General features: G+C 72.1%; 26 protein-coding genes. 4 read left to right on the top strand and 22 right to left on the bottom strand.

Going from position 1 to position 24,880, the window contains the following annotated elements; translation table 11 throughout:
* Position 1: 1 nt before the first annotated feature.
* From NR112_RS07865 to NR112_RS07855, 3 genes are read right to left on the bottom strand one after another with little or no spacing between them, the layout of a single operon-like run.
* On the bottom strand, positions 2–745 hold the full coding sequence (locus tag NR112_RS07865; RefSeq protein WP_256793441.1) for a cytochrome c biogenesis CcdA family protein: 744 nt from the start codon (positions 743–745) through the stop codon (positions 2–4).
* A 7-nt stretch (positions 746–752) separates the two neighbouring features.
* Positions 753–1,367 carry a TlpA disulfide reductase family protein gene (locus NR112_RS07860; protein ID WP_256793440.1) on the bottom strand — a complete coding sequence of 205 codons (615 nt, stop codon included), beginning with the start codon at positions 1,365–1,367 and terminating at the stop codon, positions 753–755.
* On the bottom strand, positions 1,367–2,035 hold the full coding sequence (locus NR112_RS07855) for a histidine phosphatase family protein (RefSeq protein ID WP_256793439.1): 669 nt from the start codon (positions 2,033–2,035) through the stop codon (positions 1,367–1,369). Before NR112_RS07855 ends, NR112_RS07860 begins: the two co-directional genes overlap by 1 nt.
* Before the next feature lie 210 nt (positions 2,036–2,245).
* On the opposite strand from NR112_RS07855, the gene NR112_RS07850 reads away from it, so the two are divergent.
* Positions 2,246–2,863, top strand: a complete 618-nt coding sequence (locus NR112_RS07850) for a LysE family transporter (protein WP_256793438.1) — start codon at positions 2,246–2,248, stop codon at positions 2,861–2,863.
* 17 nt (positions 2,864–2,880) lie between these two features.
* Here NR112_RS07850 and NR112_RS07845 read toward each other — a convergent pair whose 3' ends face one another.
* The 9 genes from NR112_RS07845 to NR112_RS07805 all read right to left on the bottom strand — a co-directional run bounded on the left by NR112_RS07845 (position 2,881) and on the right by NR112_RS07805 (position 11,722).
* The gene (locus NR112_RS07845; protein WP_256793437.1) at positions 2,881–3,501 is read right to left on the bottom strand and encodes a hypothetical protein; all 621 of its coding nucleotides are present in this window, start codon (positions 3,499–3,501) and stop codon (positions 2,881–2,883) included.
* Positions 3,502–3,713: 212 nt separating this feature from the next.
* Positions 3,714–5,051, bottom strand: coding sequence for a glutamate-1-semialdehyde 2,1-aminomutase (gene hemL, locus NR112_RS07840; protein WP_256793436.1), 1,338 nt, complete (start codon positions 5,049–5,051; stop codon positions 3,714–3,716).
* A 46-nt stretch (positions 5,052–5,097) separates the two neighbouring features.
* Positions 5,098–5,583: a MarR family winged helix-turn-helix transcriptional regulator gene (locus tag NR112_RS07835; protein ID WP_256793434.1), complete on the bottom strand. Its 486-nt coding sequence runs from the start codon at positions 5,581–5,583 to the stop codon at positions 5,098–5,100.
* Positions 5,584–5,618: 35 nt separating this feature from the next.
* A complete protein-coding gene (hemB, locus tag NR112_RS07830) occupies positions 5,619–6,584 on the bottom strand; it encodes a porphobilinogen synthase (protein ID WP_256793433.1) in 966 nt (321 codons plus the stop codon).
* Positions 6,585–6,596: 12 nt separating this feature from the next.
* On the bottom strand, positions 6,597–8,246 hold the full coding sequence (locus NR112_RS07825; protein ID WP_256793432.1) for a uroporphyrinogen-III synthase: 1,650 nt from the start codon (positions 8,244–8,246) through the stop codon (positions 6,597–6,599).
* A complete protein-coding gene (gene hemC / locus NR112_RS07820; protein WP_256793431.1) occupies positions 8,243–9,211 on the bottom strand; it encodes a hydroxymethylbilane synthase in 969 nt (322 codons plus the stop codon). Before hemC ends, NR112_RS07825 begins: the two co-directional genes overlap by 4 nt.
* Positions 9,208–10,590: a glutamyl-tRNA reductase gene (gene hemA / locus NR112_RS07815; RefSeq protein ID WP_256793430.1), complete on the bottom strand. Its 1,383-nt coding sequence runs from the start codon at positions 10,588–10,590 to the stop codon at positions 9,208–9,210. Before hemA ends, hemC begins: the two co-directional genes overlap by 4 nt.
* Positions 10,587–11,270 (bottom strand): redox-sensing transcriptional repressor Rex, encoded by a 684-nt coding sequence (locus NR112_RS07810; protein WP_256793429.1) that lies wholly within the window; start codon positions 11,268–11,270, stop codon positions 10,587–10,589. Before NR112_RS07810 ends, hemA begins: the two co-directional genes overlap by 4 nt.
* 143 nt (positions 11,271–11,413) lie before the next feature.
* Positions 11,414–11,722: a glutaredoxin family protein gene (locus NR112_RS07805; RefSeq protein WP_306216923.1), complete on the bottom strand. Its 309-nt coding sequence runs from the start codon at positions 11,720–11,722 to the stop codon at positions 11,414–11,416.
* 174 nt (positions 11,723–11,896) lie between these two features.
* Here NR112_RS07805 and NR112_RS07800 point away from each other — a divergent pair, with 174 nt between their 5' ends.
* Both NR112_RS07800 and NR112_RS07795 read left to right on the top strand, forming a co-directional pair.
* Complete coding sequence (locus NR112_RS07800) at positions 11,897–12,670, top strand: RNA polymerase sigma factor (protein WP_256793427.1); 774 nt, start codon at positions 11,897–11,899, stop codon at positions 12,668–12,670.
* Positions 12,671–12,992: 322 nt separating this feature from the next.
* On the top strand, positions 12,993–14,300 hold the full coding sequence (locus NR112_RS07795; protein ID WP_256793426.1) for a DUF5667 domain-containing protein: 1,308 nt from the start codon (positions 12,993–12,995) through the stop codon (positions 14,298–14,300).
* Positions 14,301–14,363: 63 nt separating this feature from the next.
* Here the strand turns inward: NR112_RS07795 and NR112_RS22860 are convergent, their stop codons facing one another.
* The 6 genes from NR112_RS22860 to NR112_RS07765 all read right to left on the bottom strand — a co-directional run bounded on the left by NR112_RS22860 (position 14,364) and on the right by NR112_RS07765 (position 21,090).
* Entirely contained in the window at positions 14,364–16,214 is a 1,851-nt protein-coding gene (locus NR112_RS22860) for a lysophospholipid acyltransferase family protein (protein WP_256793425.1), read from the bottom strand.
* Entirely contained in the window at positions 16,211–17,257 is a 1,047-nt protein-coding gene (locus NR112_RS07785; protein WP_256793424.1) for an NAD-dependent epimerase/dehydratase family protein, read from the bottom strand. Before NR112_RS07785 ends, NR112_RS22860 begins: the two co-directional genes overlap by 4 nt.
* 296 nt (positions 17,258–17,553) lie before the next feature.
* Entirely contained in the window at positions 17,554–17,652 is a 99-nt protein-coding gene (locus NR112_RS07780) for a 30S ribosomal protein bS22 (protein ID WP_003792170.1), read from the bottom strand.
* Between the two features lie 226 nt (positions 17,653–17,878).
* A complete protein-coding gene (locus NR112_RS07775) occupies positions 17,879–18,079 on the bottom strand; it encodes a helix-turn-helix domain-containing protein (protein WP_020145054.1) in 201 nt (66 codons plus the stop codon).
* Positions 18,080–18,262: 183 nt separating this feature from the next.
* Positions 18,263–19,579, bottom strand: coding sequence for an aspartate--tRNA(Asn) ligase (aspS, locus tag NR112_RS07770; RefSeq protein WP_256793423.1), 1,317 nt, complete (start codon positions 19,577–19,579; stop codon positions 18,263–18,265).
* A gap of 314 nt (positions 19,580–19,893) precedes the next feature.
* Positions 19,894–21,090 (bottom strand): acetoin utilization protein AcuC, encoded by a 1,197-nt coding sequence (locus NR112_RS07765; protein ID WP_256793422.1) that lies wholly within the window; start codon positions 21,088–21,090, stop codon positions 19,894–19,896.
* A 50-nt stretch (positions 21,091–21,140) separates the two neighbouring features.
* Here NR112_RS07765 and NR112_RS07760 point away from each other — a divergent pair, with 50 nt between their 5' ends.
* Entirely contained in the window at positions 21,141–21,809 is a 669-nt protein-coding gene (locus NR112_RS07760; RefSeq protein ID WP_256793421.1) for a TrkA family potassium uptake protein, read from the top strand.
* A gap of 90 nt (positions 21,810–21,899) precedes the next feature.
* Here NR112_RS07760 and NR112_RS07755 read toward each other — a convergent pair whose 3' ends face one another.
* From NR112_RS07755 to NR112_RS07740, 4 genes are all read right to left on the bottom strand, one after another.
* On the bottom strand, positions 21,900–22,427 hold the full coding sequence (locus tag NR112_RS07755) for a GNAT family N-acetyltransferase (RefSeq protein ID WP_256793420.1): 528 nt from the start codon (positions 22,425–22,427) through the stop codon (positions 21,900–21,902).
* Positions 22,428–22,518: 91 nt separating this feature from the next.
* Positions 22,519–23,031, bottom strand: a complete 513-nt coding sequence (locus NR112_RS07750; protein ID WP_256793419.1) for an N-acetyltransferase — start codon at positions 23,029–23,031, stop codon at positions 22,519–22,521.
* 15 nt (positions 23,032–23,046) lie between these two features.
* Positions 23,047–23,853, bottom strand: coding sequence for a pyrroline-5-carboxylate reductase (gene proC / locus NR112_RS07745; protein WP_256793418.1), 807 nt, complete (start codon positions 23,851–23,853; stop codon positions 23,047–23,049).
* 13 nt (positions 23,854–23,866) lie between these two features.
* Positions 23,867–24,817, bottom strand: a complete 951-nt coding sequence (locus NR112_RS07740; RefSeq protein WP_256793417.1) for a proline dehydrogenase family protein — start codon at positions 24,815–24,817, stop codon at positions 23,867–23,869.
* Between the last annotated feature and the right edge of the window lie 63 nt (positions 24,818–24,880).

Genomic DNA, 24,880 nt, shown 5'->3' with positions numbered 1-24,880 from the left:
GTCAGATCGCCACCTGGAAGCCGTTGACGAGCCGCACCTGGAGCCAGACGATGACATCCTCCCAGACCCCGGTCAGCATGAGCAGGCCCACCGCGACGAGGAGCAGTCCGCCGACGTTCTGGAGGGCGCGGCGGTGCCGGCGCAGCCAGTCGCTCGCCGTGCCGGCGCGTTCCCACAGGGCCGCCATGAGCACGAACGGCAGACCCAGTCCGATCGAGTAGACGGCTGCCAGCGCGAGGCCGCGTCCGATCGAGCCGGACTCGGCCGAGATCGGGGCGGCCATGGCCTGGATGGCCCCGAGCGTCGGGCCCATGCACGGCGACCAGCCGATGGCGAAGGCGGCGCCGAGCAAGGGCGCCCCCGCGAGTCCGGCACGCGGTCGCCAGCTCACCGGGGCGGCATACGACCGGCCGAGCCCGAGGAAGAGCAGACCCATGAGCAGGACCACGGCACCGCCGACGCGCAGCAGCGCGCTCTGGTGCTCCCTGAAGGCGAGGCCGACGGCCGAGACGGCGGCCGCCGCGATGAGGAAGACGACCGTGAACCCCAGGACGAAGAGGAGCGCCCCCACGACGAGCCGGCCGCGCGACCGCTTCTCGAGCGCTACGTCGGACAGACCGGTGACGTAGCCGAGGAATCCGGGCACGAGGGGAAGCACGCACGGTGAGGCGAACGAGACGAACCCGGCCACGAGGGCGACGAGCCCCGCGGCGAGGAGTGACCCGGAGGCGAGCTCGGTACCCACGAGGACCTCAGGCCTTCTCGGCGAGGACGTCGTCGATGAGGCCGAGCAGGGTCGTCGTGGAGACAGGACCGGAGACTCGGGCCGCGATGCGGGCCTGCTGGTCGAGCACGAGCGTCGTCGGGGTGGCCGAGGCCTTGCCCTGGAGGGCGAGGATCGGGAGGCCGCCTTCGTAGGCCAGCGAGGGGTAGGTCACCGCCTTGGCCGTCTGGAAGGCGAGCCCCGTCTCGGGTCCCTCGAGCTTGTCGAGGCCGATGAAGTCGACCTTCTTGCCCTTCGCCTGCACGGTCTCCCATGCCTTCTGCAACGCGGGCGTCTCCTCGATGCAGGGCGGGCACCACGAGCCCCAGACGTTGACGACGAGTACGGTGCCGGCGCGCTCGGCGCTGCTCCACGCCTTGCCCTCGAGGGTCGTGCCGGCCAGCTTCACCGGCTCGCCACGGTCAGTGGAGGGCAGCTGCTCGATGGAGCCGTCACCCGCGACGTAGCCCTTGCGGTCACCCGAGCGGGCCTGGTCCGCAACGGAGTTCGGGTCGGACGAGCAGGCGGCAGCGAACGTCACGAGGCCCCCGGCCATGGCGACGGCGCCCCACCGCAGTGCGGTGCGTCGGTCGAGGTGGTCCATCAGGCGCCCACGCTCTTGCTCGCCCTCGCGAGCAGCTCCGCAGCCGGTTCGGAGTACGTGATCGACGCGAGCTCGTCGCCGCGGTAGGTCAGCGACGTCAGCGAGGCGAGCGTGCACTCGCGCTTGCGCGGGTCGTGCCAGAGCCGCCGTCCCTCGAGCTTGTTGCGCACGGTCCAGACCGGTAGCTGGTGGCTGACGACGACGGCCTCGTGCCCGCGAGCGGCGTCGCGCGCGTCGGCCACGGCTGCGAGCATGCGGGTCGCGATGTCCTCGTAGGGCTCGCCCCACGAGGGCTTCGTGATGTCGCGGAAGAGGTGCCAGTTGCGTGGGTGGAGCAGGTCCAAGGGCCCGACCGACCGGCCCTCGAACTGGTTCTCGGACTCGATGACGCGCACGTCGGTGGCGATCTCGACGCCGTGGTCGGCCGCGATGGGAGCCGCAGTCTCCTGCGCGCGTTCGAGCGGTGAGGCGACGACATACGTGATGTCGTTGACCTGGAGGTGAGCCGCGACGAGGCGCGCCATCTCCTGGCCGAGGTCGGAGAGGTGGAAGCCGTCGAGGCGCCCGTAGAGCACGCCGTCGGGGTTGTGGACCTCACCGTGTCGCATGAGGTGCACGACCGTGAGGTCGTCGGCGCCCGGCGCCACCCCGCTCGTGCTCTCACCCATGGGCGACAGTCTCTCAAACGTCGTGCTCAGGACCGAATCCGCACCCGAGCCTGTGCACCCCCTGTGACGTGCGGCGACACCCAGCCGGGCCCCGCCGACGTGGCCCCACGCGTACGCCGTCGGTGGAGGTCTCGGGCACCCGTGGCCGAGGTCACGCCGTCGTTGGGACGACCGGCGCCCGGGAGGGGTGGCGGCCCTACACTCCGTGACGTGTCGTGGTCACTCTGGCTGACGCTCGTCGCGACGGGCGCGCTCATCTCCTTCACCCCCGGGGCCGGCGCCATCAACACGATGGCGAACTCGCTCGGGTCCGGCTGGACCCGCTCGATCTGGGGCATCCTCGGCCAGCAGGTCGCGCTGCTCACCCACATCGCCGTCGTGGCCGCCGGTGTCGGCGTCCTCGTCGCGGGCTCACCGGTGCTCTTCACCGTCATCCGGTTCGCCGGCGCCGCGTACCTCGTCCACCTCGGGGTCCGACAGTTCCGGTCGCGTGCCGCGGCGGCACGGGTGGGTGAGGTGCAGCGCGAGCCGGTGTGGTCGATGTTCCGCCGCGGGCTGCTCGTCAACCTCACCAACCCGAAGGCCGTCGTCTTCTTCCTCGCGTTCACGCCGCAGTTCATCCGGCCGGAGCAGCCTCTGCTACCGCAGTACGCCGTGCTCGCCGCGACGGTGATCGCCATCGACGTCATCGTCATGTGGTTCTTCTTCGCCGCGGCGGCACGCGGGCTGGGGCGGCTGACCCAGCGCGAGTCGGGCCAGCGCACCCTCAACCGCGTCTTCGGCGGTCTCTTCGTCGGCGTCGGGGTGCTCCTCGCCGCCGTCCACTAGAGCCGGGACGACCGGCGTCAGACGAGCTCGGGTACGTCGAGGTGCGCGATGGCGATGGAGAACTCGCCGATCTGGGTGATCCGCATGCCGGTCTCCTGCACGAGGTCGGCCCGCAGGCCCATCGCCGCGTTGCGGGTCGCCATCATCGCCTGCAGTGAGTCGTACGTCGCGGTGACGCACGCCCGGCCGGAGGCACGGTCGACGAAGAGGCTGGCGCTGCAGAAGCCCTCGAGCTGCTCGACCCGCGGCATGATGCCCATCCGGAAGGCGTCGAGCATCCGGTCGACCATGGCCGGGTCGCCCTCGGTCCACGTCACCCGGGCGGCGCAGCCGTCGGCGACGCGGTGGTCCCGGTGGAGGTAGGCGATCTCCCACTCCTCGACGGTGGCCTCACCGCCGAGCAGGTCGGCGGCCTGGCGACGCAAGGGGACGACGGTGTCGGCGGTGGCGCGCATCGCGGCCTCGTCGCGCCATGCCGTCGTGACGATGCACTGGCCGCTGACACGGTCGGCGACCATGGACAGGCCGACGCAGCCGTCCATCGCCCTGACCTGCGGCATCACCACGTCCTGCACGTGTGCGATGCCGCTCTCGATCATGCCGGGACGGCCCAGGACCGTCGTGGAGCGTGCGTGCACGACCCCACCTCCCTCGGTCGGGGCGGCACCCCGACGGCGCCGCCGTCACCGACCAGCGTCCTCCTCGTGGGTCGAGCCCACAATCCCCCGCCGGCGTATGCCGTGACGCGCCCTCCCCCACGCCGGTTCGAGTGATCGCGGCTGGCCGTTGGCGGCCGCGACCACCTCGAACCGGTGTTGCGTGAAGGGTGGCGCCGGGTCAGTCCGCGCGCTCAGTCCACGGAGGCAGCCGCGCGGGCCGCGGCCGGTAGGGCGGCCAGCACGTGGTCGACGGCCTCGTCGTCGTGCGAGGCCGAGACGAACCACGACTCGAAGGCGCTCGGCGGCAGGTGCACGCCCTGGCTCAGCATCGAGTGGAAGAACCGGCGGAAGGCGTCGGTGTCCTGGTCCTTGGCGTCGTCGTAGTTCGCGACGGCCCCGTCGCGGAAGAAGACGGAGAACATCGAGCCGGCCCACTGGATCGTGTGCGGCACCGAGGCCGCGGAGAGCTCGCTCGCGACGGCGTCGGCGATCGTGTGCGACACGACGTCGAGGCGCTCGTACACGGCGGGCGTGCAGCCCTGGAGCGTCGCGAGACCAGCGGCGGAGGCGACAGGGTTGCCGGACAGCGTGCCGGCCTGGTAGACGGGCCCTTGCGGAGCGAGGAGCGCCATGACATCGGCACGACCGCCGAAGGCCGCAGTCGGGAAGCCGCCGCCCATCACCTTGCCGAAGGTGAACAGGTCGGGCGTCCCTGCGGCATAAGGGCCCTCGAGGCCGTAAAAGCCTGAGTCGCTGCACCGGAAGCCGGTCATCACCTCGTCGGAGACGAGCAGAGCGCCGTGACCCCTGGTGACGCGGAGCAGTGCCTCGGTGAAGCCGGGAGCGGGCGGGACGACGCCCATGTTGCCGGCCGCGGCCTCGGTGATGACGGCGGCGATCTCGTGTCCGCGCTCGGCGAAGGCGGCCTCGACGGCCGGGACGTCGTTGTAGGGCAGGACGATCGTCTCGCGGGCGCTCGAGCGCGGGACGCCGGCCGAGTCCGGGAGGGCGAAGGTCGCGACACCCGATCCCGCCGAGGCGAGGAGGGCGTCGACGTGACCGTGGTAGCAGCCGGCGAACTTGACGACGACGTCGCGGCCGGTGAACCCGCGGGCGAGGCGGATGGCCGACATCGTCGCCTCGGTGCCGGAGTTGACGAGGCGGACCTGCTCGACGGGATCGACCCGCCGGACGATCTCCTCGGCCAGGCGCACCTCGTTCTCGCTCGGCGTGCCGAACGAGAAGCCGCGAGCCGCCGCCTCGGTCACGGCCGCGAGGACGTCGGGATGCGCGTGGCCCAGGATCATCGGGCCCCACGAGCAGATGAGGTCGACGTAGCTCTTGCCGTCGGCGTCAGTGAGCCATGGACCGGCCCCGCTCGCCATGAAGCGCGGCGTGCCACCGACCGCCCGGAAGGCGCGCACCGGCGAGTTGACCCCACCGGGGATCACCTCGCTGGCCCGTGCCAGGAGCGCGGCGGACGCCGGGGCGTCGGTGGTCGTCTGGACGGTGACGGGCTGCGAGCTCATGCACCCAGTCTCTCAACCGATGCTGGGTGCGCGGACCGCCGGGTCGTCAGTGGCCGCTCGTGCCGTCGGGGTCGAGGTGGTCACGCACGATGGCCATGGCGTCGCCGATCGCCGTGAACTGCGTCGGGGTCATGATGTCGACGAGATTGGCACGCACGCTCTGCACGTGGACGCGCGCGATGTCGCCGACGGCGGCCAGACCACCGGTGGTCAGGACGAGCTCGACGCCGCGCTTGTCGTCGGAGCACTGCTCGCGCGTCACCCAGCCGCGGTCCTCGAGCCGCTTCGCGGTGTGCGTCAGCCGGCTGCGCGACTGCACGACCATGGCCGCGAGCTCGGACATCCGTAGCCGGTGGTTCGGGCTCTCGGAGAGCATCGAGATGATCTCGTACTCGCTCAGCTGCAGACCGGCGTCGCCGAGCGCGTCGTCGAGCGCACGCTCGAGCAGCCTCGTGCCGCGCAGGACGGCTCGCCACGACGCCTGTTCGGCGTCACTGAGCCACCGCACCCCGTCGTCCCCTGTACCTGACATGTCAACCTCCTGAGATTGCACAGATGGTAGTGGTGTCAGGCGGTCCATTCGGTCACGTCGAGCGCGAAGTACGTCAGCACGACCTGAGCACCGGCGCGGCGGATCGAGGTGAGGGACTCGATCGCGGCGGCCCGGAGGTCGATCCAGCCGTTCGCCGCAGCCGCGTGGATCATGGAGTACTCGCCCGACACCTGGTAGGCCACGACCGGCACCGATGCCCGCTCGGCCGCGGCCGCGACGACGTCGAGGTAGGACATCGCCGGCTTGACCATCACCATGTCGGCGCCCTCGGCGATGTCGAGGTCGATCTCGCGGAGGGACTCGACGATGTTGGCGGGGTCCTGCTGGTACGTGCGGCGGTCGCCCTGCAGGCTCGACTGGACGGCCTCGCGGAAGGGGCCGAAGAAGGCCGAGGCGTACTTGGCGGAGTAGGCGAGGATCACGGTGTCGGTGAGGCCCTCGGCGTCGAGCGCCTCACGGATGACGGCGACCTGCCCGTCCATCATCCCGGAGGGCGCCACGACGTGGGCGCCTGCGCGAGCCTGCGCGACGGCCATCTCGGCGTAGAGGAGGTTGGTGGCGTCGTTGTCGACGCGACCGTGCTCGTCGAGCACACCGCAGTGCCCGTGGTCGGTGAACTCGTCGAGGCACGTGTCGGCCATGACGACGAGGTCGTCACCGACGGCGTCGCGGACGGCGCGCAACGCGACGTTGAGGATGCCGTCGGGGTCGATGGCGCCCGAGCCCGTCGCGTCCTTCTCCTGTGGCACGCCGAAGAGCATGATCCCGCCGAGTCCGGCCGCGACGCAGCGGTGGGCGACGTCGACGACGCTCTCGAGCGTGTGCTGGTCGACGCCCGGCATGCTCGTGATCGGGCGCGGCTCCGTCAGACCTTCGCCGACGAAGACGGGCAGCACGAGGTCCCGCGGGTGCAGCCGGGTCTCGGCGACGAGGGATCGCAGGACGGAGGTCTGGCGCAGGCGACGGGGACGCTCGATCACCGGGGCCCCGTCTCAGCGGGCGCGGCGGCGCGAGGCCGGACGCTTGTCGCTGGGACGCTGCACCGGCTGACCCGCCTCGGCCGCAGCGACGGCGAGCCCGACGCCGTGGCCGGCGAGCGCGTCGACGAGGCTGAGGGCCGAGGCCTCGGGCGCGAGGACGTCGACCCGGAGGCCGTGCTCCTGCGCCGTCTTGGCCGTGGCCGGCCCGATGCACGCGACGACCGTCGCGGCGTGGGGCTTTCCGGCGATGCCGACGAGGTTGCGCACCGTCGAGCTCGACGTGAAGAGGACGGCGTCGTAGTCACCGCCCTTGATGGCGTCTCGGATCGACGCGGCCGGTGGGGCGGCCCGCACCGTCCGGTAGGCGGTGACGTCGTCGACCTCCCAGCCCATGTCGCGCAGACCGGCGACGAGCGTCTCGGTCGCGATGTCGGCGCGGGGCAGCAGCACGCGGTTGATCGGGTCGAGGACCTCGTCGAACTCGGGCCACGACTCGAGCAGGCCGGCAGCGGACTGCTCGCCCGCGGGCACGAGGTCGGGGTTGATGCCCCACTCGCGGAGAGCAGCGGCGGTGACGCCACCGACCGCGGCGACCTTGAGGCCGGCGAAGGCCCGGGCGTCGAGCCCGAACTCCTCGAAGCGCTCGCGCACGGCGCGCACGGCGTTGACCGACGTGAACCCGACCCACTCGTAGCGTCCGGTGACGAGGCCCTTGACGGCCTTCTCCATCTGCTGCGGCGTGCGCGGCGGTTCGACGGAGATGGTCGGCACGACGTCGGCCGTGGCGCCGTAGCCGGCAAGCCGGTCGACCATGGAGCCGGCCTGGGCCTGCGTGCGCGGCACGAGCACCTTCCAGCCGAAGAGCGGCTTGGACTCGAACCACGAGAACTCGTCACGCAGGCCGACGTTGGGAGACACGACGGCGAGCGACACCTGCAGCGGCTCCTTGCCACCGAAGACCCCGTCGGCGTCGCCGAGGGTCGTCGCGACGGAGGACTGGCGCACGGTGGTGCCGTATGCCGTCAGCGCCACGAGGGCGTCCGACGGACGTCCCGCAGCGCGCAGCGCGGCGAGGGCGGCGCGGATGCCTTCGGTGCCGCCGAGCAGCACGAGGGTGTCGGTGTCGGCGGCGTAGGCGGACCAGTCGACGCAGGAACGGTCGACCCCGACGACGTGGACCGCCCCGGTCGACTTCGACGTCAGAGGCACCCCGGCATACGTCGGCCCGGCGGTGAGCGCCGACACCCCCGGCACGACGTCGTAGGTGATGCCGGCCTTGCGGCAGGCACGCACCTCCTCGACGAGGCCGTTGAAGGTCGCGGGGTCACCGTCCATGAGGCGCACGACGAGGCCGCCGGGGGCGACCGACTTCGCGGCCTTGACGACGAGCTTGGCGCGCACCGCGTGGGTGAGCTCCTGGCCCTGCTCGCCGTGGCCGGCGTCGATGATCTCGACGTCGGGGCGGGCGTGCTCGAGGACGACGTCGTCGCGGGCGATCCTGTCGAGGACCACGACGTCAGCGGCGGCGAGCAGGTCGCGGCCGCGCAGCGTCATGAGGCCGGGGTCGCCCGGTCCGGAGCCGACGAAGGCGACACACGCCGGCGTCGTCGCGTGGGTGGGAGTCGAGTCCGTCTGCTCTGACGGCTGGCGAGAAGGAGTCACGAAACTTGCTCCGGTTGGTGTGGGGCGTGGTCTGGGGCAGGTCCAGCTGACGTGGCGACCTGGAGGTCGGCGGCGCCGTCCTCCAGCAGGATCCGGGCCAGGCGCGAGCCGAGAACCGCCGGCTCGTCGTAGGGCCCGACGAGCGAGCGGCGCAGCTCGACCGAGCCGTCCTCCGCGCCGGCGAAGGCGCGCAGCGACAGCTCGAGGCCGTCGTCGCCCTCGACGACCTCGGCGAGCGCCCCCACGGGTGCGGTGCATCCGGCCTCGAGCGTCGCGAGCAGCGAGCGCTCGGCCTCGACGCAGGCCCGCGTGTCGGGGTCCTCGAGCACGGACACGGCGGCCACGACGTCGTCGCGGTCGGACCGGCACTCGACGGCGAGGGCGCCCTGACCGGGCGCCGGCAGCACCTGGATCGGGTCGATGACCTCGGTGGCCTCGTCGAGACGGCCGAGCCGGGCGAGTCCGGCGCGCGCGAGCACGACTGCGTCGAGCGCACCGGAGGAGACGAATCCGATCCTGGTGTCGACGTTTCCGCGGATCGGACGGATCTCGATGCCGAGCCCGAGCGCTGCGATCTGGGCGGTGCGACGCGGCGAGCCGGTGCCGACGACGGAGCCCGCGGGCAGCTCGCCGAGCGTCAGCCCGTCGCGCGCCACGAGCACGTCGCGGCTGTCCTCGCGGACTGGGACCGCGGCAACGAGGAGACCCGGTTCAGGTGCTGTCGGGAGGTCCTTGAGCGAGTGCACGGCGACGTCGATGCGACCGTCGAGCAGAGCACGTCGGATGGCCGCGGCAAAGACGCCGGTGCCACCGATCGCGGTGAGCAGCTCACCCGAGACGTCGCCCTCCGTCGTGATCTCGACGAGCTCGACCTCGTGGCCGGCCTCGCGCAGCCGGGCGGCCACCCAGCGGGACTGGGTGGTGGCGAGGGCCGATCGGCGCGTGCCGAGACGCAGGGCGGTCATGGCTGGGCCCGCTGCGGGGGCGTGGACACGTTGGCGACATCCTTGGGCTCGAGGTCGAAGAGCTCGCGCAGGGCGGCGGCGTAGTCGTCGCCGCTGCCCTCCATCGCGAACTCCTTGACCCGCATGGTCGGCGTGTGGAGCAGCTTCTCGACGATGCGGTGCACGGCGAGGCCGACCTCCGCACGGGTGGCCTCGTCGAGGCCGGGCAGCCGCTGGTCGAGCCGCTCCATCTCGGTCGCGACGAGCGCGGCGGCGCGGGCGCGCAGGGCGGCGACGGTGGGCGCCACGGACTTCTCCATGCGGCGCGTCAGGTAGTCGGCGACCTCACCGGTGACGAGCTCGCGCACACGGACGACCTGGGAGGTGTCGGCGCGACCCTCGAGCAGGAGCCCCAGCGACTGGAGGTCGATGAGCGAGACGCCCGGGACGGCGTGGGGCCAGGACACGACGGGCTCGACGTCGCGCGGGAGGGCGAGGTCGACGACGACCTGGGGTCGCCCCCCGCGGCGACTCGCGCTGGCAGCCAGCATGTCGGCCGTGATGACGTGGCCGACCGCTCCGGTGCAGGTGATGACGAGGTCGCTCGCGGCGAGGACCTCGGCCAGGTTGTCCCAGGGACGGGCCACGCCGGACGTCGTCACCGCGAGGCGCTCAGCACGCTCGGGTGTGCGGTTGACGATGGTGAGGGACCCGATGCCCTGGCGTGCGACGGTCGCGGCGGCGAGGCCGCTCATGCCACCGGCCCCGACGACGGCGGAGGAGACGGCCTCGAGCGGGCCGAGGACGGCGGCGGCCTCCTCGAGCGCGATCTGCACGAGCGAGACGCTGTGCTGGTCGATGTCGGTCTCGGTGTGGGCGCGCTTGCCGACGCGCAGGGCGCCCTGGAAGAGCGCGTTGAGCGACTCCCCCACCTGACCGCGGCCCTGGGCCCCGGCGAGCGCGTCGCGCATCTGACCGAGGATCTGGGCCTCGCCGACGGCCATCGAGTCGAGCCCGCAGGCGACGGTGAAGGCGTGCGCGATGGCGGCGTCGTCGTAGCGCACGTACAGGTGTTCGGCGAGGGCCTCGGCGCGGGCGGCGAGGGCGTCGGCCGGGTCGCCCGGGGGCAGGTCGGCGACCCGGCGCCCGGCCTCGGGCTCCTCGACGCCGGCAGCGAGGGCGAGCGCCTCACCGATGGCGGCGACGGCGGGGTGGAAGGCGGGCACCGACGCGTAGACCTCGAGGCGGTTGCACGTGGAGAGCACGACGGCTTCGGTGGCCGTGGCCGAGCTGAGCACGGAGGCGGCGATGGCCTCGGCGCGGCCGGGGCGCTCGGAGAGCGCCTCGAGCACCGACAGCGGGGCGGTGTGGTGGGACAGGCCGATGACGAGAAGGCTCATGGGGCGGCCACCGCCGCCCGGAGGTCGCCCGCGGCCAGCGACTTGCGCTGGGCGTGGAAGGCGAGGATCTGCAGCTCGGTCGAGAGGTCGACCCGGCGTACGTCCACGCCGCTCGGGACCGAGAGCACGGCGGGCGCGAAGTTGAGGATCGAGCTGATGCCTGCGCCGACGAGGGCGTCGCAGACGGCCTGCGCAGCCGGCGCGGGCGTCGCGATGACGCCGATGGCGATGGGGTCGACGGCGTGGTGCTCGGTGAGCTCGGCGAGGGGGCGGATCGCCACCCCGACGATCTTCTCGTCGGCGAGGGCGGGGTCATCGTCGTAGAGACCGACGATGCGGAAGCCCTTGGTGACGAAGCCGGAGTAGGAGGCGAGCGCGTGCCCGAGGTTGCCCATCCCGACGATGGCGACGGGCCAGTCCTCGGTCAGGCCGAGGGCGCGGGAGATCTCGAGAGCGAGCGTCTCGACGTCGTAGCCGACGCCGCGGACCCCGTAGGAGCCGAGGTGGCTGAGGTCCTTGCGCAGCTGCGCGGAGCGCACTCCGACCTCGGCCGCGAGCTCTTCCGACGAGACCGACAGGACGCCGTCCTCAGCGAGGCGCGAGAGCGTTCGGAGGTACTCGGGAAGCCGCGCGACGGTTGCGTCGGGGATCTCGCGACGCAGTGCTGGGTCGGCGGACACTCTTGCTCACCGGCTCCTCTCGAACGAGGCGTTCTGCCACACGCGGAGCACGTGGGGACCCGATCAGGCTAGACGTTTGTGAACCCATGCACAAAGTTGACTTCGACGGCCTACCACGGCATGGGATGCACCGGTGAGGCAGGTCACCGGAGCGCGGCGCGCAGGCGTGCCTCGTCGACCCGCCAGAAGTCGTGGCGCCTCCCGTCGACGAACGTCACCGGGATCTGCTCGGCGTAGCGCCGCAGCAGCTCCGGGTCGTCATCGACGGACTGCTCCTGCCAGGTCACGCCGAGCTCGCCCGCCACCCGCTCGACGACGGCGCGCGCCTCGTCGCACAGGTGGCATCCGGCGCGCCCGAGGAGGACGACCCGCGGTGGGACCCCGGCAGCCGGGACTCCGGCAGCCGGGACCGCGGGAGCGTCTGGAGCGTCGAGGGGCTGCTCGCTCGTCATGCCGTCCACTGTAGGCACGCTCACGGCGCCGGACGTCGGGTGCACCACAAAACGTCACCGGGGTCCCATGCGCGGGCGCGTTCCGACAGACTGTCCACAATGCGCGCGAACAGGACGTCGGGTCGTCGGCCCCCACCTGTCCTCGCACCGGGAACGACCCCGGGGCGGGCGTCGATGACGCCTGCCTGCCCGGCGCTCCCGGGCACGGTCCCGGCGATCCTCGCGCCCACGGCATACGCCCTGCCGACGTGGCGCTCGGCGCTCGACGCGATCTGGTCGGCCCTGGCCGACGCGGGCGCCGAGGGCGGCGGTCTGACCCGCACCTCCCCGGGCTCCCCGGGCTCCCTGGGCTCCCCAGGCGCTGCCGGCTGGCGACGGCACCCGGAGCGCGACGCCGACGAGCAGGCCCGCATCGCTGCCCTCGTCGAGCTCGCCCAAGGTGGCGACAAGGAGGCCTTCGCGCAGCTCTACGACGTCTACGTCGACACGGTCTTCCGCTACGTGCTCGTCCGGGTCGCGAACCGCGCGCTCGCCGAGGACCTCACGTCCGAGACCTTCCTCCGGGCGATGCGCCGGATCGACTCGTTCACGTGGCAGGGCAAGGACATCGCGGCGTGGTTCGTCACCATCGCGCGCAACCTCATCGCCGACCACGTGAAGTCGGCGAAGTTCCGGTTCGAGGTGGCGACCGCCGACATGCGTGACGCCGACCAGCGGGTCGACGCCCCCGACACCGAGGTGCTGACGCGGCTGCGCGACGAGCGCCTCGTCTCGGCGATCAAGGAGCTCGGCCCCGACCAGGCCGAGTGCATCACCCTGCGCTTCCTCCAGGGTCTCAGCCTCGCCGACACGGCGAAGGTCCTCGACAAGTCCGAGGGAGCCGTGAAGCAGCTCCAGCTGCGGGCGACCCGGGCCCTGCGCAAGGCTCTCGAAGGAGTCGAGCTGTGATGCGCGTAACCCCACCGGCACCCTCGTCGTTCTCATGGCGTAGGGACGGTGCGTGTGCGCCCGGACCGACGCTCGGCGCGCTGACCGGCGCGACCGTGGGACGTGTGAACGCAGGCGGCGGGGTGGCAGCGATGGCGGTGCTCCGGCCCCTGACGAACGACCCGCACCACCCACCCCTCGCCGCACCACGTGTCGTATGCCGTGCCGTGTCGTCTCGGCCGGGGCCGCCGGGTCGGGCGAGGACGTTCGACACGCCCTGACGGCACGACCAGCCAGCAACCCAGCACGACGGACCGACGGACGCGAGAGACGGAGGAGGGACATGGACATCGGTGCGAACGCCGACGGCGAGCTCCTCCAGCGTGCCCTCGAGGGCGAGCAGGTCTCCGAGCCCGGCATCCTCGAGCTCGTCGCGGTGCTGCACGCCGTGCAGGCCGTCGACCAGGCCGGCCTGGCGCCGCGGGCCGAGTTCGTCTCCGACCTGCGCGCCCGGCTGCTGGCCGACGATGCCACCGCGGTCACGCCCCTCGTCCCCCTCGCGCTCCCCGACCGGGTCGACCGCGACGAGGACGGCCCCGCCCGAGCAGATGCACCCGGAGACGGTCCGCGCGACGGCGGCACCGTGTCGATCCTCCGTGTCGCGGCGCGACCGCTGAAGTTCATCGCCGCCGCGGCCGCCAGCATCCTCGTCATCGGCGGTGCCCTCGGCTTCGCGTCCCGCTCGGCCGTGCCCGGCGACGCCCTCTACGGCGTCAAGCAGCTGCTCGACCGCGCCGCCGTCCAGCTGGCGGGCTCCCGCTACGACGAGGGCCTGACCTACCTCGCCCAGGCGCAGGAGCACATCGCCGACGCGCGCGACCTCATCGACGGCGGGTCGCCGTCACCGCACGATCTCGACACGGCCTACGACGCCGCGACGGACGCGACCGGTCGCGCGCAGACCATCCTCATGGAGGTCTACCGCACCGAGCACCGCCCTGAGGCGTTGACCGAGCTGGCCGACTTCTACACCCGCGCGATCCCGCAGGTCGACGCGATGCGACCGCGGGTGCCTGCCGACTCGCTCGCGTCCTGGCAGCGTCTGCGCGACCTGCTCGGGGCGGGCCAGGTGGCCACCCTGAGGGAAATGGCTGCCTGCAGCGTCTGCGGCGACCGGGCCACCCAGGCCCGTCAGACCCTGGCACGACTGCCCGGTGCGGTCCGGCCCAGCAGCGCGGTGAGCGGCACGCCCGCCCCGGGCCCGGCGTCGTCGCGACCGGGGGCCACGACGACCCCACGGCCCACCGGTTCGGCACCACGGCCCCCGGTGGTCTCCGCGACCGTCCCGGGCGGCGTGCCCGGGCCCGGCGTCTCCGTGCCCGGCGTCACCGTCACCGGCCGCGTCACCCTCCCGGGCGGCACGATCAACCTGCCTGGCGTCGGGGTGACGAGCTCGTCCGTGGGCGTCGGTAGCGGCGGGGTCACGCTCCCCGGTGTCACGGTCAGCCTGCCGGGGGTCGGTGTCACGTCCTCGACGATCGGGGTCGGCGGCGGTGGCGTCACGCTTCCCGGCGCGACGGTCCCGCTGCCGTCGGTGACCCTCGGCGTCCCCACGGTCCCGTTGCCGCTGCCGACGAAGATCCTGCCCTGACCTGGGCCCGTGTCGGTCCGCTCGCGGTGACGCCCGCGACCGGCGGTCACGGGCGGGCGCCGGTCAGAGGAAGACGGACTTGCGCTGCATGAGCAGGCTGTAGAGCGTCTGCTGGATCGTCTCGCGCACCTGGTCGGTGAGGTCGAAGACGAGCATGGGGTCGTCGGCGGCCTCGGGCCCGAAGCTCGTCGTCTCGATGGGCGGCCCGAACTCGATGAGCCACTTGCTCGGCAGCGGCACCATGCCGAGCGGGCCGAGCAGCGGGAAGGTGGGCGTGATCGGGGCGTAGGGCAGCCCGAGCAGCCGGGCGACGGCGGGCATGTTGCCGAGGATCGGATAGATCTCCTCGGCCCCGACGATCGACACCGGCACGATCGGCACGCCCGCGCGCAGGGCGGCCGAGACGAACCCGCCGCGGCCGAAGCGCTGCAGCTTGTAGCGCTCGCTGAACGGCTTGCCGACACCCTTGAAGCCCTCTGGCCAGACGCCGACGAGGGAGCCGCTGCTCAGGAGGCGCTCGGCGTCGGAGTTGGCCGCAAGGGTCGTGCCCGAGCGACGGGCCATGGTGCCGATGAAGGGCATCTGGAAGACGAGGTCGGCGCCGAGCATCCGCAGGTGCCGGTTGCGCGGGTGCTCGTCGTAGACGGCCACCTGCGTCATGAGGGAGTCCATCGCGATGGTGCCGGAGTGGTTGCCGACGACGAGCGCTCCGCCGACGTCGGGGATGTTCTCGATGCCGCGCACCTCGACCCGGAACCACGAGCGGTAGAGCGGTCGCAGCAGCGGCAGGTGGACATTGACGGTGTAGTCCTCGTCGAAGCCGAACTCGTCGACGACGTAGTCGCCCGTGAGCCGGCGCCGGAGGTAGGCGAGGGTCTCGGCGACCTGGCGCTCGACCTCCTCGGCGGGCACCCCGGCCGAGGTGGCGGCGGCGCGCAGCACGTTGACGGCGAGCTCGACGAGCTCGGCCGGGCCCGGACGGGACTCCGAGCTGAGCTCGGCCCCGTCGAGCACCGCGCCGACGAGCTTCTCGGCCCGCGACTGAAGCCCCGACGTCAGCGCGTGCTCCCAGCCACCCCCGTCTCCAGCGGGCGTATGCCGTGTCTCCGGCTCGGTCTCGGAGCGGACGCTGCGCTGGGGGACCTCCTCGACGGGCGGGACGGCGCGCAGCCGGGCGGGCTCCCCCGGGCCCGGGCGACGGGGCGAACGCATCGACGCGCGGCTCGGCCTCGTCCGGGGCGGGGTCGGCTCGGCGGGCAGGGTGTCGGCGGGGTCTCCGGGCTCCGTGATGTCGGCGACCTCGAAGGCCTCGTCGGGCTGGTCGGGCTCGCTGGTCTCGGTGGGCGCGGCGGAGCCGACGGCGTCGGCCTGCTCGCTCGCGACCTCGTCGCGCGCGGATGGGCTCGACGGTGTCCGGGCGGGGCGGGACTCGGGCTCGGTCGGGCCCTCGGTCACCGCTGCCTCGATGACGTCGTCGGCGACGGTGTCGGCGCCCGCCCTGGTCGCGAGACGTCGCGCGGGGCTCACCTCGACCGGCGCGGTGGGGACGAGGGGCGTTCCCGCGCGGCGCCGGCGCTCGCCCGACGCCCGGGCCGCTCCGGCCGCGAAGGCACCCCGGGCGGGACGGCCCGAGGTCGCGGCAGGCCTGTCGCTCGTGACCGTGGCCGACTCGGCGGCCTTCGTGGCCGGCGCGGTCCTCGACGCCGTCTTCGGAGTCTTCGTCGTCTTCGTCTTGGTCGGCTTCGCGGACTTCGCCTTCGTCGGCTTCGTTCTCGCCGGCTTCGTTCTCGCTGGCTTCGTCGCGGTCGGCTTCGGTGCTCCCGTCGTGGAGGTCGACGGGGCGGACGTGGCCTTCGTCGTCTCGGTCTCGCCGGACGTCGTCGAGTCGGCGGCCTTGCTCGGGTCGGCGCTCACGGCTGGATCCTGTCGAAGACGCGGGAGAGGGCTGCGGCGGTGCCGCCGGCGGCGTCGCTGACGACCTCGCCGACACCTTCGACGCCGGGGACGGCGGGCCGCAGGTGACGCGCGTAGTCCTCGAACGCCTCTCGCGTGGTGAAGGCCGGCTCGAACTCGAGGACGGAGCGCATCCGGGTCGTGTCGAGCCCGCGGCCGAAGGCGAGGATGGTCAGCTGGTCGGAGGAGAAGTCGGCGAAGCCGCTGCGCCGGACGATGTTGCCGATGAGCCCGGCGGCCGAGAGCGGCACCGGGACGACGGGGCGCCGGGCGATGGCGGTGCACTGGGTCACGGTGAGGAAACCGTCGCCGGCGACGTTGACGATCCCGGCGGGCGGCCCGGTGGTCGCGAGGATCATGGCCGCGGTGGCGTCGTCCTCGTGGATGAACTGGAAACGGGCGTCGTAACCGAGCGGGATCGGCACGAGGGGCAGCGAGAAGTAGTCGGTGATGGCCGTGTGGATGCTCGGTCCCACGACGTTGGCCAGGCGCAGCATCGTGATCTCGACGTCGGGCCGGCGCCGCGAGAAGCCCCGGACGTAGCCCTCGACCTCGACGGAGTCCTTGCCGAAGCCGGTCCGCGGCAGGGTCTTGGGGTTCATGTCCTCGCTGAACATCGCCGGGTCGCGGGGCGAGGAGCCGTAGACGGCAGCGGAGGACTTCACGACGAGCCGCGAGACCGACTCGGACTTCTGGCACGCGGCGAGCAGCTGCATCGTGCCGATGACGTTGATCTCCTTCTGCGTCACCCGACCGCCGGAGTCCTTGGGCGTCGCGATGACGTTCATGTGCACCACCGTGTCGACCTCGGCCTGCGTCATGATGCGCCCGATCATCGGGTTGCGGATGTCGGCGCGCACGAACTCAGCCCGGCCGATGGAGTGCTTGGGCGGCACGACGTCGACACCGAGGATGCGCTCGATCGACGGATCCGTCGAGAGCCTGCGGGCGTAGAGGCCACCGAGGTAGCGGGACACCCCCGTGACCAGGACGACCTTGGCCATCGGAATCCTCCAGTCGTCGGTCGGTGCGGACGTCGTGCGCGGGCGCTGCTCGAGCGGGCTCGAGGGTGGCGCGGGCTGCGGAGGAAGGTGCTCGCTCCCCCGCTCTCGCAGCCTACCGAGACCCTGCTCGATCCGTACCCGGGCGCGGCACCGGATGGTCGGATGTGTCGAGACTCTCCCTGGGCGCTCGTCGAGCGCCTGGTGTCCGACCGACCCCGGAACGCGAACGACCCCCACCGGAGGTGAGGGTCGAGAGCGTGCGGGGCGATGCCGCCGAGATACCTGAGCTGGTCAGGTCACTTCTTGTTGCGACGCTGGTGGCGCGTCTTGCGCAGCAGCTTGCGGTGCTTCTTCTTCGCCATCCGCTTGCGGCGCTTCTTGATGACAGAACCCATGTTTGTCCTTGTCGTGAGACGTGTCCTCGAACTGAGCTGGTGCCGACCTGCGTCGACACCCCTCGGAGAGGGGTAGGTCGAACTTCACGAGCCGAACAGGCTCACAGGGTAGCGCGTACGGGCTCCCTAGCCCAAAAGCGTCCTCCAGCCCACCTGCGCCCATGCCGAGGGGGCGGCCGGACCGGTGGTCGCGGCCGCCCCCTCGGGGTGCGTGGTGACGCTGCTGTCACGCGGTGTCGATGTAGGACGTCTGGAGGTACTTGTGCACCGCATCCTCCGGAACCCGGAAGGAGCGGCCGACGCGTACGGCCGGAAGGTCTCCGCCGTGGACGAGCCGGTAGACGGTCATCTTCGACACGCGCATGATCGAGGCGACCTCGGCGACGGTCAGAAACCGCACCTCGGCGAGCTGGCGCTCATTCGACATGTGTTACCCCGATCTTCGGTGGGTTGCACCCGCGCGTCGACGGCTTCCCCTCCGGCGAAACTGCACGCAGGTGCAAGAAGCAACATTAGGGGCAGATGTGACTGGAGGGGAAGCGAACCGGAGAACTAATCGATCACGCGCAACTCGACACGCCGGTGGGATCGCGATGGATCTCCCGGCTCGTCATGGCTCCAGGCGGTGCAGGTCACGCGGGAAGAGGGTCACCTCGCGGATGTTCTCGGCACCCGTCAGCCGCCCGACCCACCTTTCCAGACCGATGGCGAACCCGCCATGCGGAGGCATGCCGTGGGCGAAGGCGTCGAGGTAGCCGACGAGGACCGTCGAGTCGGTCCCCGTGCGCGCCATCGCCGCGGCGTAGTCCGAGGGTCGGTGCAGGCGCTGCCCTCCGGTCGTCAGCTCGAGCCCGCGGAAGAGCAGGTCGAAGCTGTTGCTCCAGCGCTCGTCACCCGGCTGCGGGTGCGTGTAGAACGGCCGCTTGCCCATCGGGTAGCCCTCCACCGCAAGGAAGTCCGAGCCGTATGCCGTCTTCGCCCACTCGCTGAGGGCGCGTTCGTGCGCGGGGCTGAGGTCGGGCTCGTCCGCGTCTGCGCCGACCTTCGCGAGGGCGTCGCTGAAGTGGATGACGGGGAACTGCTCCGGCACCTGCGGCAGCTCGACGCCCAGGAGCGCAGCGGCGTCGGCGGCATGCTCCCGGATGCCCTCGACCATGCCGGCGACCGCCTCGCGCAGGACGGCCAGCACGTCGTGGTGGTCACGGATGAAGCCGAGCTCGGCGTCGAGCGAGGTGTACTGCGCGAGGTGGCGCACGGTGTCGTGCGGTTCGGCCCGGAAGACCGGACCGACCTCGAAGACCCGCTCGAAGACCCCGACGAGCATCTGCTTGTAGAGCTGCGGGCTCTGCGCGAGGTAGGCCGTGCGTCCGAAGTAGTCGACGGTGAAGACGTTGGCACCCGACTCGGTGGCCGTGCCGACGAGCTTCGGGGTGGCGATCTCGGTGAACTCGAGACTCCCGAGCGCCGCCCGGTAGCCGCGCATCGACGCGCTCGCGAGCTGCCAGGCAGCCCGGTGGCGCGGGTGGCGCAGGGTCACCGCCGCGTGGTCGAGGTGGGTGGGAAGCCCGGCGCCGAAGCTCGGGCGCCACAGCTCGGTCGGCGGCGCGACGGCCGGCTCGGTGAGCGCGGTGATCGCGGGTTCGACGACCTCGGCGCCGCCCGGGGCCGACTCGTTGGCCGAGACGGTGCCGGTCACCTCGACGACGGTCTCCTCGGGCAGACCCGAGAGCTGGTCGACGGTCTCGCGGTCCTTGACGACGACCTGGGCCAGGCCCGAACGGTCGCGCAGCACGAGGAACGTGACGCTCGCGAGGACGCGGCGCCGGTGGATCCAGCCGGCGAGGGTGACCCGCTCGCCGGGTTCGACGGACGCGAGGTCCCGCGCGAGCACGCGCGGAGCAAGGGTCGTGGGTTGGGTCGGTTGCATGCCGTTCACCTCCAGAGGGTTGGTGCCCCGGAGGTGTGGGCGATGGGGAATGTCGCTGTGCCACCACACCTTCGCCGCCGCGGATCGCGGACGGCCTCTGGTCGTGCTCGGCTCAGGATCGTCAGGCCCGTCGTCGCCGTGCGCCAAGGTTAGGCGCTCAGACCGCTGCCCACCAACCCGATTGTCGGGTGCGCCGCGGCGCCGGCGTCGCCTGGACGCAGCGAAGCGAGCCAGGAACGAGCGAGCGGAGCGGAGGAAGGCGACGCCTGAAGGGCGTCGCGGCACGCGCCGCAGCGAAGCGAGGCGCAGACGATTCAGTCGAAGTGGACGTCGAGCCCATGCAGCGGGAAGACGGCCGTGCGCGTCGCCATGACGGCGCGGTCGACCTCGCTCGCAGGGTCGTAGCCCATCTCCCACGAGCGCCACCAGAGCGGTCCGTCCTCGGCCGTCAGGTCGCCCATCCGCAGCGGACCAGGACGCCCGAAGATCTGCTCGACGTGGGCACGCCAGTCCTCGGGGACCGGGGTGCTCGTCGGGATGGGGGCGTGGGCGGCGATGGCGGTCAGGTGCGTCCACGTGCGGGGCACGACACCGATGACCTCGTAGCCGCCACCGCCGAGGGCCACCCAGCGGCCCTCGCACACCTCGTGCGAGAGCCGGTGGAGCGCGTCGGCCGCCGCCCGCTGGGCGTCGACGGTGACGGCAAAGTGCGCGAGGGGGTCCTCCGCGTGGGTGTCGCAGCCGTGCTGCGTCACGAGCACGTCGGGTTTGAAGGCGCGGATGAGTGGCATGGCGACGGCGTGCAAAGCGCGCAGCCAGCCGGCGTCGCTGAGGCCGGGGGGCAGCGCGACGTTGACGGCGGTGCCCTCGGCGTCGGGGCCACCGACGTCGCCCGGCCACCCGGTGCCCGGGAAGAGGGCCCGGCCGGTCTCGTGGACCGAGATCGTCAGCACCCTGGGGTCGTCCCAGAAGATCCGCTCGACCCCGTCGCCGTGGTGCACGTCGACGTCGACGTAGGCGACGCGCTCGGCCCCGTGGTCGAGAAGCCACTGGATGCCGACGGCGATGTCGTTGTAGACGCAGAAGCCGCTCGCCTTGCCCCGCATCGCGTGGTGCAGGCCGCCCGTGAAGTTCACCGCGTGCTCGGCCTCGCGCTCCCAGACGGCGCGGCAGCTGTCGACCGTGCCCGACACGACCCGGGCGCTGGCATCGTGCATGTCGACGAAGGCCGGGTCGTCCTCGGTGCCGAGGCCGTACGCGTCGTCGGCGGCGGAGGGATCGGTCGAGGCGGCCTTGACCGCGGCGACGTAGTCGTCGTCGTGGACGGTGGCGAGCAGCTCGTCGGTGGCCACCCCGGCGCCGACCACCTCGACGCCGTCGACGTCGAAGACCCCGAGGGCGTCGCAGAGCCGGGCCGTGAGGTCCAGGCGAGCGGGCGCCATGGGGTGCGTGGGGCCGAAGTCGTACCTCGTGAACGAGGAGTCCCAGACGACCCGGGCCTGAGTTGGCATGATTGAGACGCTATCGCGGAAACGCGCCACGGACGACGGAGGTAACACCCATGGGCCGCAACCGGCTCTTCGACGACGACGTGATCGTCATCGGGCTGGGACGCTTCGGCTCGGCCGTCGCTCTCGAGCTCACCAAGCTCGGCCACCGGGTCATCGCCGTCGAGCGCGACAACGCCATCGCCGAGAGCTACGTCAACAAGGTGTCCAAGGTCGTGCACGCCGACATGGCGCAGTCGACGGCGCTCGACATGATCCGCCACGCGGAGCCGCGGATCGCGATCGTCGGCATCGGCTCGTCGGTCGAGTCCTCGGTCCTCGCGGCGGCCAACCTCGTCGACGCGGGCGTCCCCTCGATCTGGGCGAAGGCCCTCTCACCCGAGCACAAGCGCATCCTCGACCGCATCGGGGTGCACCACGTCATCTCGCCCGAGGCCGACTCCGGTCGCCGCGTGGCCCACCTCGTCAACGGCAAGATGCTCGACTACATCGAGTTCGACGACGGTTTCGCCATCGTCAAGCTGAAGCCGCCGGCCGAGACGATCGGTTTCACGCTGGAGCAGAGCCAGATCCGCCGCAAGTACGGCGTCACGGTCGTCGGCGTCAAGGCGCCCGGCGAGGACTTCACGTATGCCGTCCCGCAGACGAAGATCTCGGCGCACCACATGCTCATCGTCAGCGGGCCCGTCGAGCTCATCGAGCGTTTCGCTGCCCGGCCCTGAGCCGGGCTTGCTTCCGGCACAGACGAACCCACCGTCCCGAGCGGGGGGGTGGGTTCGTGAAACGCAGGGCGGCCGACGCGCGCCGCCGGTTCAGAGGCGCAGCGCCGGTCCGTTGTCGGCGCCGAGCGGCAGGACCATGGCGATCTCCTCCTCGCCGTCCTCCTCGCTGACGACACCCATCGGCCTGCGGTAGTCGGTGGGGCGGAACCCCATGCCGCTCGCGAAGGCGACGGCGCGGCCGTTCTCGGTGCCGACCCAGTAGACGAGGTGGGAGTGGCCGCGCTCGGCGGCGAGCGAGGCACCGTCCTTGACGAGGTGGGTGGCGACGCCGGAGCCGCGGGCCTCGGGACGCACCCACAGACCGAAGAGCTCGCCGGCCGTGCCGTCGCTCTCGGTGGCGGTGCCCACGCTGACCACGCCGACAGCGCGCCCGTCGCGCTCGGCCACGAGCCGTGCGGAGCGCTGCATGCGTTGACGCCAGAAGTCCTCGTCGTAGGACTCTTCCTCGTCGACCGAAGCCACGAATGCCTCGGGCGATTCACGCAGTGCGGCGAGGCGGACGGAACGGTAGTCCTCCCAGTCGTCCTCGCCGAGGGGACGCACGGTGATGTCGCTCATGGGTCCACCTTCGCACGACAGCCCGCCGGACCGCACCCGCGGGTCGGTGAACGTTCGGTGCGCCTCGGGACCGACTGGCCGACAGCGTGACTCAGAAGCGGTGGACCATCTCGATCTCGCGCAGGTCCGGTCGGCGCGGGTGGTCGTGGACCGCGCCGGTGCGCACGAAGCCGCACCGCGCGTACAGCCCCTCGGCGACCGGGTTGGAGCTCGTCACCTCGAGCACGACCTCGGTCTTGCCGAGGCGCCTCGCCTGCTCGAGGACGGCTCGGACCAGGGCCTCGCCCACACCGCGACCGCGGGCCTCCGGGGCGACGTACATGCCGAACAGCGTTGCGGTCGTGGCCCGTTCGGGCTCCCAGTGGGAACCGAGCCCCGCGCTGCCGAGCACGCCCGAGGCGTCGCGGGCCTGCACGAGCCAGGCGCCCTCGATCCGCTCGCGCCAGTCGGCCTCGTCGTAGGCGGCCTCGTCGGCGTAGGTGAACCAGAAGGCGTCGGGCGCCTCCTGCAGCATCGCGAGCCGGACGTCGCGGTGCGACTCCCAGTCCTCCGGCGAGACGGGGTGCAGGTGGAGACGCTGGTCGTGGGTGCGAGGCTCGGCCATCACCCCACGATGCCCTCAGACCTGCCCGGACGCCAGCTGTTTCGAGCGCGCCGCCGCAGCCTCGATGGCCGTGACGAAGGCGGCCCGAACCTTGTGGTCGTCGAGCTGGCGCAGCGCCGCCACCGTCGTGCCACCCGGCGAGCTGACCTGCTCGCGCAGGACCGTCGGGTGCTCGCGGGTCTCCTTGAGCATCGTCGCCGCCCCGTAGAGCGTCTGGACGACGAGCTCGGTGGCCGTGGCGCGCGGCAGACCGAGCACGACGCCGGCCTCGATCATGGCCTCGACGACGTAGAAGATGTAGGCGGGCCCGCTGCCGGAGATCGCCGTGACGGCGTCGAGGTGCTTCTCGGCGAGCCGGACGACCCGGCCGCACGAGCTGAGCAGTGCCTCCGCCTCGGCGAGGTGGTCGTCGGTGCAGTGGCTGCCGGGCGAGATGCCGGCCATGCCCTGGTCGACGAGTGCCGGAGTGTTGGGCATGACGCGGATGACCGACGTGCCCTCGGGCAGTCGCGACTCGAGGAACTCCGTCGTGATGCCGGCCGCGAGCGAGATGACGGCGTTGCCGGGGGCGACGTGGTCGTGGATCTCGTCGAGCAGCGCCGCCATGTCCTGCGGCTTGACGCAGAGCACGAGCGTGTCGGCGACGTCCGCCGCCTCAGGGTTGGCCAGCACGCGCACCCCGTGTCGCTCGGCGAGCGCGTTGACCTTCTCGGGTGTGCGTCCGGTGACGACGAGGTCGCTGGGCGTGCGGCCCGAGCGGATGAGGCCGGAGACGAGGGTCTCGCCCATGACCCCCGCGCCGAAGATGGCCGTCGTCGTCATCGTGGGTCTCCGCTCAGTTCTTGCTGGCGACGCCGCGCAGGAAGAACATGACGTTGGCGGGCTTCTCGGCCATCCGGCGCATGAGGTAGCCGTACCACTCCTGGCCGTACGGGATGTAGACGCGCATCTGGTCGCCGCGGTCGGAGATGCGCTTCTGCTCCTCGGGCCGGATGCCGTAGAGCATCTGGTACTCGAACGACCTCGGGTCGCGACCGGCCTGGCCCGCGAGCGCCCCGGCGATCTCGATGAGCCTCGGGTCGTGGGAGGCCACCATCGGGTAGCCCTCGCCCTGCATGAGGATCTTGAGGCACCGGACGTATGACTTGTCGACGTCGGCCCCGGACTGGAAGGCGACCGACTCGGGCTCCTTGTAGGCGCCCTTGCAGAGACGGACGCGGGACCCGGCGTGCGCGAGGTCCCGGCAGTCGGCCTCGGTGCGGTAGAGGTAGGCCTGCACCACGGCACCGACGGTCGGGAAGTCGGCCCGCAGGTCGCGCAGGGCGTCGAGGGTCAGGTCGGTCGTCGTGTGGTCCTCCATGTCGAGGGTCACCGTCGTGCCGGCCTGCCGGGCCAGCTCGCAGATCTCACGAGCGTGGTCGAGCGCGATGGCGTTGCCGTCGCCCGGCAGGGCCTGCCCGAGCGCGCTCAGCTTGAGCGAGACCTCGACGGAGCCACCCTCGGTGAGCCCCTGGTCGCGCAGCGCGGTCAGCAGCGCGAGGTAGGCGTCGCGCGTGTGCCGGGCCTGGGCGAGGTCGATCGTGTCCTCGCCGAGGTAGTCGATCGTCGAGAGTCGGCCGGACGCCGCGATCTCGGAGGCGGCCCCGACGACGTCGGCGCGCTCGGCACCGGGCACGAAGCGCTTGACGACCGAGCGCGACACGGGCGCCTTCTCGATGACGTCTCGGATCTTCTCCTGCTTGGACAGCTGCAGGAGCGAGTTGCGCAGCAGGTCGCTGGCGTCCACGGGGGCCTCCGGGTGGTGCTCGGGATGTCGCTCGGGTCACGGCGGCGGACGGTGGTGACCGTC

This window comes from Terrabacter sp. Ter38, assembly GCF_024519435.1.
Lineage (GTDB): Bacteria > Actinomycetota > Actinomycetes > Actinomycetales > Dermatophilaceae > Terrabacter.
The sequence above is the reverse complement of the archived record's forward strand: the minus strand, read 5'-3'. Positions and strand labels throughout refer to the sequence as shown.